The organism is Kitasatospora sp. NPDC058492, from assembly GCF_042720685.1.
Lineage (GTDB): Bacteria > Actinomycetota > Actinomycetes > Streptomycetales > Streptomycetaceae > Kitasatospora.
In genome coordinates, this window is record NZ_JBHXMU010000118.1 from 1 (window position 1) to 11045 (window position 11045).

Genomic DNA, 11045 nt, shown 5'->3' on the forward strand with positions numbered 1-11045 from the left:
ACACCCGCCGCATCCAAAAGCGCCTCGGCTGGCTCAGCCCGGACGAGTACGAGGCGAAGCACTACGCCGACCAGGCGACGGCCGAACCAGTGGCCATCGAACAGCCTGAACCCATCCTGACCAGGTAATCACCACCTCCCGTTCAACGGGGGAAGCTCACGACCGCGACCCCGGCCGCCAGTCCCCGGTGCGGCCCGCGCAGCCACTGCGCGGCCTCCGTCGACACGCAGCCGTCCGCCACCACCTCGTCGTGTTCCGGGTCGTAGTCCTCGTTCAGCCACGCCATCGAGTGCAGCAGCGTCACCGGAGTCCCGACCTCGGCGGCGCGGGCGGTGAACTTCTTCACCCGGCGCCACATCGCATCGGTGGTCGCCATCGTGGGCAGCAGCACCGCCAGACCGCCGGCCCCGGCCGCCGCGCCCAGGATCCGGGCGGCGAACAGGGAGGTCACGGTCTTCCCGTCGCCGGTCGGTGCGGTGACGAGCACCAGGCCCGGCCCGTCCACCAGGTCCTTGAGCCGCTCCGCGACGTCGGCCTGCAACGGGTAAGGGTCCTTGATGTCGGGGAACAGGTCGGTGAACGATCCGGCCGGTTTCCAGACCGGCGCCGCCAGCTGGGCGTGGGCGAGCACCCATGGTGCTCGCTGCCGGATCCTCGCGACGTGCGCCGCCAGGTCTCCGTTCCACGCATCGAGACGGCCCTGTACCTGCCGGGTGTTGGAGGCCAGCCAGTCCGCCAGCACCACCACTGCGGTCACGACCACCGCCGCGCCTGCGGGCAGCAGCCGTTCCGGCGCCGCCGGCGATCCACAGACCCCGAACACCGCCTGGACGTGTTCCTCCCGCTGCTCGGCCCAGCCGTCCGCGCCCAGCCCGCGCAGCGCCTTCAGCGGATCGGCCATCGTGGCGGGCGACAGCGCCTCACCGAAGACGCCGTGGTGACCGCCGAGGATCTGCGCGAGCTGGTGCGCCACGGACTTCCACGGCCGCTCGATCGACGGCCACCCCAGCCTGGTGAGGATCTGCGGCAACGCCCAGTGGCTGGCTACCTGGTGGGGGATCCACTCGTCGTGCATCCAGCCCGCCGGCGCGGGATACCGCGGATCGGCCAGCAGCCCGGCAGTACCCTCGATACCCCGCTGGAAACAACAGGTGATCTTCCCGGTGTCGTGCAGGCCCGCCGCCAGCATCACCAGCCGCCGGGCACACACCAGATCGCCCCCCACCCGGCGGCGATCAACCGCCGCTGAGAAGACGGCAGGTACGAATCCCACAGCGCCCCCGCGATCACCGCAGTATCAGCCAGATGACACACCAGCGGATACGGACCCGTCAGACCACGCCGCTTACCGGAAACTCGCGGATCGAACATCAAACCCTCCGGATACTGACTTCGGCGCTTCGGGGTGATTGGCCTGTTCGTGTAGCTGACTGACGGTCATTTGCGCGCTATGCCGTAGGTATGCGATATGCGGATGGGGGCGGGCTGACGGCGGAAGGTCGCCAGCGCCGCGAGGTGGTGCGGCTGGAGGCCGCCGGGTTGTTCGCCGATGGGCTGGGGGCCGCCGGAGGTCGCCCGCAGGCTGCGGGTGAGTTCGAAGTCGGCCTACCGGTGGCACCAGGACTGGATGGAGGGCGGGGTGGCGGCCCTGGCCTCACGAGGGGCGAGCGGCCGGCGTTGCAAGCTGTCCGCGCGCTGCCAGGAGAAGCTGGCCGCCTACCTGGAGCAGGGCCCGGCCGCTCACGGCTGGGACGAGGACCAGGTGTGGACCGGCGGGCGGGTGGCGACGCTGATCGGCCGGAAGTTCCATGTGTCCTACAGCGTCTCGGGTGCCACCCGCCTGATGCACCGGCTCGGCTTCAGCCCGCAGGTCCCCGCGCGGCGGGCCGCCGAACGCGACGAGCGGGCCGTGAGCACATGGAGGGAGGCGACCTGGTCGGAGGTAAAAGCACCAGGGCGGCCTGCGACGGCTGGATCTGCTTCGAGGACGAAGCAGGGTTCACCCGCAGACCGCCCAAGGGCCGCACGTGGGGCCTGCGTGGCATCACCCCGGTCGTGAAGGTCTCCGGCCGCGGCTCCGGACGGGTCTCGGTCGCCGGACTGCTCGCGATGCGCCCGGGCTCCCGGACCCGACTGTGCCACCGGCTGCGGCGCCACAGCGGGCGCAAGGGCGAACGCCGCAGCCTGTCCGAGCGCGACTACATCGATCTGATCGACGGGATCCACCAGCTGGTCAGGGCGCCGATCGTGCTGGTCTGGGACCGGCTCAACACTCACGTCTCCTATGCCATGCGCGACTTGATCAGCGCACGGGGCTGGCTGACGGTGTTCATCCTGCCCGCATACGCACCCGAGCTGAACGCGGTCGAGTACCTGTGGGCCCACGTGAAGCACAGCCTCGCGAACCTCGCCAGCGTCGCCCTCGACCGACTTGCCACGCTCGTCCGCAATCGACTCAAACGTCTCCAGTACCGCCCCGACGTCCTAGACGGCTTCCTCACCGGAACCGGACTCTCCCTCGACCTACCACCCTGAAAAGCCGAAGTCAGTAACCGCCTGACGGACGGTGTGAACAGTAGGAGACCACAGGCCTGCGGCGGTGCGACGAGGCGCCCTTATACAGCGGAGCGGACGGCAAGAAGACCACCCGTAGGAGCGGCCATCACAGGTCACCTCCGCACGGGCGGAGCGGACTCCGGCAGCACGGCCATCTCAGCCACGATGCCCGGGCCGCAGTTCGGCGCCGGCCTTCACGGTGCTGTCCGCTCCGCCCGTGCGGAGGTGGCGCGTCGCCGGCGGATCGTAGAGTTCGCTCCGCCCGCGCGGAGGTGACCCGCTGGTCGCCGCCGGAGTCAACACCACTGAGCCGTCCGCTCCGCCCGTGGAGGTGCCCCGAGGTCGGCATTGCCGGAATCGAACTGAATAAATTGGCGCGCTCTGTGGTGGAAAACTGCAGGTCAGTCATCTTGGCCCCGGGCGGGGACACCATGCGGCGTGAAAACAATAGGCTGGCGCTGGCGCCTGGCGTGGTGCCCTGGTCATTCGGCCGGGGGCATCCACGTCCGGGCGAGTTCCGCGACCCAGGTGACGGCCGCGTCAGGGGTCGGCGGGGGCGCTCCGACGACGACGACCTCGGTGATGCCGGCTGCGGCGAGTTCTGGAAGATGCTCCGGGTGGCCGTCACTCAGTGCGACAGCGATGGTGAGTTCACCGGGAGTGCGGCCGCGTCGGGCGCACTCGTCGACGAGGACGGCGATGCGTTCGGGGACGTCGGCGACGGGGATGTTGAAGCCGTACCAGCCGTCGCCGAGTGTGGCCGCGCGGCGCAGGGCGGTGTTGCTGTTGCCGCCGACCACGACCGGGAGTTGGGCGCCGCGCAGCGGCTTTGGGTTGACCCGGATCGCGTCGAAGCGGATGAACTCCCCGGTGAAGGAGGCGGGGTCCTTGGCCCAGAGGGTGCGCATCGCGGTGAGGTACTCGTCGGTACGGCGTCCGCGTCCGGTGAAGGGGACGCCGAGGGCGGCGAACTCCTCGGCTGACCAGCCCGCTCCGATGCCGAGGCTGAACCGTCCGGCGGAAAGCCTGTCGAGGGTGGCGGCCTGCTTGGCGACCACCACCGGGTTGTGCTCGGGCAGCAGGAGCACGCCGGTGGCGAGCTCGATCCGGCTGGTGACTGCCGCGGCGAAGCTCAGGGCGAGCAGCGGGTCCAGCCAGTCCGCGTCCGCGGGCACGGCGATCTGGCCGTCCGCGGAGTAGGGGTAACGGGACGCGGGCGTGTCCACGAGCACCACATGCTCACCGCACCACAGCCTGGCGAAGCCATGCGCCTCCGCTGCGGTGGCGACGGCCGCGATCACTTCAGGGCGGGCACCGTTACCGATGCCGAGCGCGTGCAGTCCTACCCGCATTCCCTACCTCCTGAGGCCACCCTAAGCACCAGGCGCGGACGCACGGTGGCATGGCGCGCCACGGGCGTAGGGACAAGGCATGCCGCGTAGGCGAGCAAGGCCACCGCACCTCCCGGGCTGCGCTGCCAGCCTCGGGAGGGGATGCCGTGCGGCGTGAAAACATGTGGGGCTGGTGCCCGGCCGGTCGACTCCGCTTGTCTCTTGGGATCTTGAGCCCGTAGGTCAGTCTGGTGCGGGGGCTGTTGAGGGGCCACGCACTGTTGCCTTCGAGCACGCCGGTCAGATTCTGCTTTCCCCTCGGCCCCTGCGGGCGGGCACCGCCTTGGCGGTTCCGGTTCGAGAGTGGGGAGTGAGATGGTGGCGGACGAGACCGACGCGGCGGGCGCCGACGAGGTGACCGAGGAACCCGGGGAGGCGGTCGAGCGGGTCGCGGCGATCGACATCGCGAAGGCGTCAGGGATGGTATGCGTCCGGGTTCCGCACGACGACGGCTCCGGTCGGCGGGTGCAGCGGGTCTTCCATGCCGCGGCCACGTCGGGGGCGATCCTGGACCTGGCCGACCACCTGGTCTGCCAGGGCGTGGCCCGAGTGGTGATGGAGGCGACCTCGACGTACTGGAAGCCCTGGTTCTTCCTGCTGGAGGCCCGCGGCCTGGACTGCTGGCTGGTCAACGCCCGCGACGTGAAGAACGTCCCCGGCCGCCGAAAACCGACAAGCTCGACTCGGTATGGCTGGCCAAGCTCGCCGAACGCGGCATGCTCCAGCGCTCGTTCGTGCCCCCGAAGCCCGTCCGCGAACTGCGGGACCTGACCCGCACCCGCGCCGTCCTCACCCACGAGCGCACCCGCCACAAGCAGCGCGGCGAGAAGCTCCTGGAAGACGCCCAGATCAAGCTCACCACGGTCCTGTCGGACATCTACGGCGTCTCCGGCCGGGCGATGCTGGAGGCCCTCATCGCTGGCGAACGCTCCCCGGTCGCGCTCGCATCGCTGGCGCACGGCGGCGTGAAGGCGTCCCCGTCCCAGCTGGCCGAGGCGCTGCGCGGTGGCTTCGAGGAGCACCACGCCTTCATGATGCGCACCCTGCTCGACATGATCGACCACCTCACCGTGCAGATCGACAAGCTCACCGCCCGGATCACACACCTGTTCGCCGACCACGCACCGACCTCGTTCACCGACGCCGGCGATCCGGACGGCACCGGGCAGGGCCTGCTCACGCCGATGTCCGACATCGAGCGCCTCGACGAGATCCCCGGCGTCGGACCCGGGACCGCGCAGGTGATCCTCGCCGAGACCGGCCTGGACCTGGCCGCCGTGTTCCCCACCCCCGGACACCTGGTCTCCTGGGCAAAACTGTCCCCGCGCACCATCCAGTCCGGCAACAAGAACACCTCCGGCCGCACCGGCAAGGGCAACCCCTGGCTGCGCGGCGCGCTCGGCGAGGCCGCGATCTCCGCCGCCCGCACCGACACCTTCCTCGGCGCCCGCTACCGACGCCTGGTCAAACGCCGCGGCCACATGAAAGCCCTGGTCGCGGTCGCCCGCTCGATCCTCGTCGCGGTCTGGCACCTGACGACCAACCCCCACGCCCGCTACCGCGACCTCGGGCCCGACTGGCACAACCGCCACCAAGATCCGCACCGCAGGACCCGCGACCTCGTCCGGCAACTGAAGGCCCTCGGCCACGACGTCACCCTCACCCCCGCGGCCGTCTGACCTGCCCCCACAGCCCGCTGGCACCGACCGCCGACGGGCTACCTCGTGCTGCCCGGCCAACCCCCTGGTTTTCCGGTCAGGAAGTATCGGCCCCGCCCGCGCGGAGGTGACCCAGGTCTGAACCTGCTGGAGGGCGGGGCCGACCTGTCCGTTCCGCCTGCGCGGAGAGTCGGACGGACGGCGAGCACCAGAGCGTCGTTCTCCGTCAGCGCGGAGGCGGCCAGGATGTTCCCGACGACGTGAGCGGTCAGCTGCCCGGCTTCACCCGCAGCCTCAGGCGGGTCCCGGACGAAGGGAAGTGGTCAGGGGGGATCGGAGGACCTCACCCAGGACTCCACCCGCCGGTACATGTTCGCGTGCTGGCGGGTGGCCTCGCAGAGCGCCGTCGCCGTCACCCGCCACCGGGAGGACAGGGCATCGCGGAGCCGTAGTTGTGGAGTTGGTTGATCGCCTGACACAACGGGGTGCGCTCGCCTTCCGGGAACAAGTGGCGCAGCCCCGCGTCGATGCTCTTCTTCCCGGATGCGATCCTGACGACGCCTTCCAGCATATTGACGGCCAAGGATGACGGCCTGGCCGTCGTCGTCGGCCTTCCGGGCGGCCAGGGCTTCGGCCCAGTTCGCGTCGGCCGTCGCGTACTTCCCGGTGAGCAAAGCCAACGGGCAGAAGAATCGACTCCACCCACTGCCGGCACCGTCAGTGCCTGTTTGCAAGCTTCCGGGCAGCGTTTGGCCAGTCAGGAATCCAACGGGGCTGGGTTCACTGGGCTGCGGTTGGGTTGCTCAGGCGGTCACGCCTGACCCGCGGCTGGGGCAGTTCGGCATGGCGCACCGCGTTGGAGGCCAGGGCGATGGCCACGCCCAGGCTGGCGAAGATGCCGCAGGCTCCGAGTACCGGGGCGGCGCCCCAGGCCCCGATGGCGGCACCGACCAGCGGGTAGCCGAGGGGGGCGATACCGACCATGGTGAGCATGACGACGGAGGTGACCCGGCCGGGATAGGCCGGGTCCGCCGCGGTCTGTATGAGGGCGTTGTTCAGACTGCCGAAGACGCCCTCACACAGTCCGATGACCGCAGCCTGCACCGCGGCGAGCCACAGGGCCGGCACCAGCGCGATGGTGGCCGCGCCCGCGCAGCCCACGAGCAGTGTCCCGGTCATCATCAGGCCGGCATGGGGCAGCCATCCCGCGACAGCAAGCAGTGAGGCGCTTGCCGCAGCTGGCCACAGCTCCTGCACTGAAGCTGCTGGCGATCCAGCCGTAGCCGATCAGATCTGCCGGTCCGGGTCGGAGAAGGTCAGCCCGCCGACGGCGCGCAGGCGCCGGGCCGGGGAGGGGACGGGCGTGGTCTCGCCGGGCGGCTGGCGGAAGTTCGCGCCCTGCTCCACCGGCAACAGCCGGCGCCCACCGGACTGGGCGGGCACGGGAGCGTCGGTGGCGGGCTCGGAGAAGGCAGGCAGGCCAAGGTTGCGACGGTCAGGGGTCATGATCACAGTCTCGCAGCCCGAACAGAGGCGGGGAACGCCGCCCGGCAGCGCGAGAGCGAGAGGGAGGCGGGTCAGCGCCGGCTGGAGGCCCGGCGGGCCCAGATCCGCGGGCTGAACGAGGTCAGCCGGGAGCGGCAGCGGTTCCAGGCGATGAAGGCCGAGGCCGCGGTACGCGGCACCGCGGCGGCGACCGCGGCCCGGGAGGAGGCCGTGGGCCGTCCGCGGGTGGCACGGGCGATCGCCCACCTCGCGCAGGCACACGGCATCACGGCGACGGCCGGGTGGAGCCTGGACGATCCGCGCTGGGCGGGCAAGGTGGCGCTGCTGGGCGGGGAGGGCGCGCCGGTCTCGGTCCTCAACCCGCAGCGCGCGCTGACCCGCGGCCAGGCGCACCTGCTGCCGACCAGGCGCACCTGCTGCCGGCCGGGCTGACCGAATGGGCCGGCCCCCACCGGTAGCGAAATCCGCGTACGGGGTGGGGGAGGCTTGATGGGCGTTTGGTGGAGTTCGTCAGGAGGTGTGCACTCGGCGTGACTTGGCGCTCCCGGTGGCGCCGCCGCCCGGGGCTTGGCGGGAGAGCGACAGTGCGGGCAGCAGGGCGAGCACGAGCAGGGCGACGGCCCAGCCGTAGGTGTCCCGGAAGGCGTCCGCGAGGCCGGGGGCGAGCGCGGCCCGCGCGGCGCCGTCCAGGCCCTGCACGGTGGCCAGTGCGCCGCCGGCTTCCCCGCCGGCGACCGTGGTCGGCAGCCGGTCGGCCATGGCCCCGGTGAGCAGGACGGACATCAGGGCGGTACCGACCGAGCCGGAGACCTGCTGGACGATGGTGACCAGGGTGGTGGCGGCCGGGACCTCGGTCGGGGCGACGCTGCGGGTGGCGGCCGCCATGGCCGGCATCAGCGTCATGCCGATGCCGGTCCCCATCACCGCCAGGGCGGCGATCAGGTGAGGGTACGGGGTGTCGGCGGCGACCTGGACGGTGAAGCCGAGGAAGCCGGTGGCGGCCAGGACGGTGCCGGTGACCACGATCCGGCCGGGGGCGAAGCGGTCGGACAGCCGGCCGGAGAACTGCATGGTGATGCCGGTGGCGAGCGCCTGTGGGATGCCGAGCAGGCCGACGTCGGTGGCGCTTTGGCCGCGCACCAGCTGGTAGTAGAGCGGGAGCAGCAGCATCGAGCCGAAGTAGCCGCAGCCGAACAGGGCGATGGTGGCGGCGGGCCCGGCGAAGGCGCGCCGGGCCAGCAGCCGCAGGTCGATCAGCGGCTCCCCGACGGTCAGCGCCCGGACGACGAAGCCGGCGACCAGGGTCGCGCCGGTCAGGATGGGCAGCAGGCTGCCGGCCGCGGCGAGGTGTCCGTGCCCGGCGCCCAGCCCGTAGATCAGTGCGGCCAGGCCCGGGGAGAGCATCAGCAGGCCGGGCAGGTCCAGCCTGCGGCGGGTGCCGGCGCCGTCGCGGGGCAGCAGCCGGGCGGCGAGGATGAGGGCGAGCGCGCCGAGCGGCAGGTTGACCAGGAAGACCCAGCGCCAGGAGGCCTCGTCGACCAGCCAGCCGCCGAGCACCGGCCCGGCCAGCGGGCCGATCAGGACGGGGATGCCGAGCACGCTCATGGTGCGGCCGGTGCGGGCCGGGTCGCAGGCGCGGACCAGGACGGTCATCCCGACCGGCATCACCATGCCTCCGCCCAGGCCCTGAAGGACGCGGAAGGCGATCAGCGAGGGGGCGTCCCAGGCGGCGCCGGCCAGCGCCGAGCCGAGCACGAACAGGGTGAGCGCCGTCAGGTACAGGCGGCGGGTGCCGAACCGTCCGATCGCCCAGGCGGTGACCGGCGTGACGGTGGCGAGCGCCAGGGTATAGCCGGTGGTGACCCACTGGATGGTGGCCAGCGGGGCACCGAAGTCCCCGGCGAGGCGGTTGAGGGCGACGTTGACGATCGTGGTGTCGAGGACGGTCATCAGCGAGCCGAGGACCACAACGGCGGCGACGGCCGCAGTGCGCGGGCCGGGTGCGGCCGCAGTGGCCGTGTCGGTGGTCGTCCCGGCCGTGACCGGCTCGGTGGCGGTGCTCATCTTCGTTTCCCCCCGGTCGCGGTTCAGACGCCGTACGGGCGGACGGTGCGGGCGTCCCGAAGCGCGTGCGCCCACCAGGTGAGCTGGTCGAGCATGCCCTTGGCGGCGCCGTTCTGGACGGTCGGGTCGACCGGCTCGCCGTCCTCGCCGAAGAGGCCCCAGACGTTGTGGAAGCTGACGGTGTCCCGGACGGTGACGGCGTGCAGCTCGGCGAAGACCAGCCGGAGCTGCTCGACCGCGCGCAGCCCGCCGCCGAGCCCACCGTAGGAGACGAATCCGACCGGCTTGGCCCGCCACTCGGCGCCGTGCAGGTCGATGGCGTTCTTGAGGGCGGCCGGGAAGCTGTGGTTGTACTCCGGGGTGATCACCACGAAGGCGTCGGCGGCGGCCAGTCGGGGCGAGAGGGCCGCGTGCCGTTCGGCCTGCTCGGCGGTGGGCTCCTCGCCCACGTGAGCCAGCGGGTGCTCGGCCAGGTCGACGACGTCGATGTCGAGGTCCGTGCGCTGCCCGGCGGTGCGGACGAACCAGTCGGCGACGGTGGGCGCGAAGCGGCCCTGCCGGGTGCTGGCGATGATGACGGCGAGGCGGAACGGGGTCTCGGACATGGCTGTCTCCAGGGGTTCGCTGCTGTTCTGTCACCGCCCGTTCGGACGGCACGTCAGGTAAAGTACAACGTGTATGGCAATAAGTACAACGATGACTGCAACTTTTCGAGGCAGCGGCAACGAAGGAGACCCCATGACCAGCCGGCAGGAAACACCGGACCGGCCCCGCCGGGGGCTGGCCGAGAAGCGCCAGGCCATCACCCGGGCCGCCCGCACGATCTTCGGCCGGGACGGCTACACCCGCGCCAGCATCGACGCCATCGCGGCGGAGGCCGGGGTGTCCACCCGCACCATCTACAACCACTTCACCGGCAAGGAACTGCTCTTCCAGACCGTCGTCCGGGAGAGCGCGGCGCAGGTCGCCGACGCCCAGCTGGACATCATCGAGCGCAGGCTCGGAAAGGTCACCGACCTGGAGGCGGACCTCGCCGCGTTCGCCCTGGCCTGGGTGACACCGCTGACCGAGTTCGCCGACCACTTCGGACTGGTGCGCCAGATCAACGCCGAGGCCCGGCACCTGCCGAAGGCAGCCCTGGACGCCTGGCAGGAGGCCGGACCGCGACGGGTGTTCACCGCCCTCGGGCAGCGGTTCGGGGAACTGGCCGAGGACGGGTGGCTGGAGACACCGGACCCGGGGCGGGCGGCCGCACACTTCGTGCTGCTGACCGCGACGGAGGTCACCCAGCGTTCGTACTGGGGCGCATACCCGCTGGACCGGGCGGAGACCGAGGAGATCATCGCCGCCGGCGTCCGGGCCTTCCTACGCGCCTACGCGGCACCCCGCCGGTGACACTGCCGCACGCCTCGAACGCGAGGCGCCGCCCCCGGCCACGCCGGGGGCGGCCTGCGGTCCCGGACCTTGGCCACCACTCCCCTGACCTGATCTCTACCGACTTCGGCCCGTCAGGGTGATGTCGGGGTGTCGAGGGTCAGGCCGGTGCCGGCTATGAATCCGTCGAGGGTGTCGGTTCGGTACCGGAGTCGCTCGAGTCGGTTGCGGACGAGGGCTTCGAGTCGGTTACGGCCGCATAGCGATCACCCCTGCCACCGACAGACGTCCCGAGCGACGGCCCAGAACCTAAGGAGGGCGCAGGGACGTCGAGTTGGAGCCCTGGCAGTCAGCCGGCCCTCGCCAGTTCCCCCCGGCTCGCGCACGGTGCCGCGGTAGGGCTAGTACTGCAACCGCATCTGGGGGGTGTGTCCTCGGCGTTTGTAGTGGGAGTTGCGGGCGCGGGCTTGGCTTCGTCGTCGGAAGTGTGACCAGT

Annotated in this window: 8 protein-coding genes and 3 pseudogenes; 5 read left to right on the forward strand and 6 right to left on the reverse strand. The window is 71.4% G+C overall.

The features are described 5' to 3' along the window. Positions 1–142 precede the first annotated feature (142 nt). A pseudogene (locus ACFWPI_RS38805) lies at positions 143–1371 on the reverse strand (CRISPR-associated endonuclease Cas3''). Between the two features lie 178 nt (positions 1372–1549). Here ACFWPI_RS38805 and ACFWPI_RS38810 point away from each other — a divergent pair. Beyond that, a complete protein-coding gene (locus ACFWPI_RS38810) occupies positions 1550–2059 on the forward strand; it encodes a winged helix-turn-helix domain-containing protein (RefSeq protein WP_380380515.1) in 510 nt (169 codons plus the stop codon). Further along, complete coding sequence (locus ACFWPI_RS38815; protein ID WP_380380527.1) at positions 1975–2535, forward strand: transposase; 561 nt, start codon at positions 1975–1977, stop codon at positions 2533–2535. The genes ACFWPI_RS38810 and ACFWPI_RS38815 overlap by 85 nt, the downstream gene beginning before the upstream one ends. Before the next feature lie 503 nt (positions 2536–3038). Here the strand turns inward: ACFWPI_RS38815 and ACFWPI_RS38820 are convergent. Then, entirely contained in the window at positions 3039–3908 is an 870-nt protein-coding gene (locus ACFWPI_RS38820) for an LLM class F420-dependent oxidoreductase (protein WP_380380517.1), read from the reverse strand. 459 nt (positions 3909–4367) lie between these two features. Here ACFWPI_RS38820 and ACFWPI_RS38825 point away from each other — a divergent pair. Beyond that, a pseudogene (locus ACFWPI_RS38825) lies at positions 4368–5626 on the forward strand (IS110 family transposase). 759 nt (positions 5627–6385) lie between these two features. Here the strand turns inward: ACFWPI_RS38825 and ACFWPI_RS38830 are convergent. Both ACFWPI_RS38830 and ACFWPI_RS38835 read right to left on the reverse strand, forming a co-directional pair. Next, positions 6386–6890: pseudogene (locus ACFWPI_RS38830) on the reverse strand (MFS transporter); the annotation flags it as partial. A gap of 2 nt (positions 6891–6892) precedes the next feature. Continuing rightward, positions 6893–7111 (reverse strand): hypothetical protein, encoded by a 219-nt coding sequence (locus ACFWPI_RS38835; protein WP_063352833.1) that lies wholly within the window; start codon positions 7109–7111, stop codon positions 6893–6895. 150 nt (positions 7112–7261) lie between these two features. Here ACFWPI_RS38835 and ACFWPI_RS38840 point away from each other — a divergent pair, with 150 nt between their 5' ends. Continuing rightward, entirely contained in the window at positions 7262–7543 is a 282-nt protein-coding gene (locus tag ACFWPI_RS38840; RefSeq protein WP_380380519.1) for a hypothetical protein, read from the forward strand. Positions 7544–7621: 78 nt separating this feature from the next. Here the strand turns inward: ACFWPI_RS38840 and ACFWPI_RS38845 are convergent, their stop codons facing one another. Together ACFWPI_RS38845 and ACFWPI_RS38850 are read right to left on the reverse strand one after the other, a co-directional pair. Beyond that, a complete protein-coding gene (locus ACFWPI_RS38845; RefSeq protein WP_380380521.1) occupies positions 7622–9175 on the reverse strand; it encodes a DHA2 family efflux MFS transporter permease subunit in 1554 nt (517 codons plus the stop codon). Between the two features lie 23 nt (positions 9176–9198). After that, the gene (locus ACFWPI_RS38850) at positions 9199–9780 is read right to left on the reverse strand and encodes an NADPH-dependent FMN reductase (RefSeq protein WP_380380523.1); all 582 of its coding nucleotides are present in this window, start codon (positions 9778–9780) and stop codon (positions 9199–9201) included. Positions 9781–9913: 133 nt separating this feature from the next. On the opposite strand from ACFWPI_RS38850, the gene ACFWPI_RS38855 reads away from it, so the two are divergent. After that, complete coding sequence (locus ACFWPI_RS38855) at positions 9914–10570, forward strand: TetR/AcrR family transcriptional regulator (RefSeq protein WP_380380525.1); 657 nt, start codon at positions 9914–9916, stop codon at positions 10568–10570. The last annotated feature ends 475 nt before the right edge of the window (positions 10571–11045 follow it).

Bases quoted from the DNA above. Each gene is read 5' to 3' on its own strand.
- ACFWPI_RS38810 (WP_380380515.1), top strand. From the start codon at position 1,550: ATGGGCTGGGGGCCGCCGGAGGTCGCCCGCAGGCTGCGGGTGAGTTCG.
- ACFWPI_RS38820 (WP_380380517.1), bottom strand. From the start codon at position 3,908: ATGCGGGTAGGACTGCACGCGCTCGGCATCGGTAACGGTGCCCGCCCT.
- ACFWPI_RS38835 (WP_063352833.1), bottom strand. From the start codon at position 7,111: ATGACCCCTGACCGTCGCAACCTTGGCCTGCCTGCCTTCTCCGAGCCC.
- ACFWPI_RS38840 (WP_380380519.1), top strand. From the start codon at position 7,262: ATGAAGGCCGAGGCCGCGGTACGCGGCACCGCGGCGGCGACCGCGGCC.
- ACFWPI_RS38845 (WP_380380521.1), bottom strand. From the start codon at position 9,175: ATGAGCACCGCCACCGAGCCGGTCACGGCCGGGACGACCACCGACACG.
- ACFWPI_RS38850 (WP_380380523.1), bottom strand. From the start codon at position 9,780: ATGTCCGAGACCCCGTTCCGCCTCGCCGTCATCATCGCCAGCACCCGG.
- ACFWPI_RS38855 (WP_380380525.1), top strand. From the start codon at position 9,914: ATGACCAGCCGGCAGGAAACACCGGACCGGCCCCGCCGGGGGCTGGCC.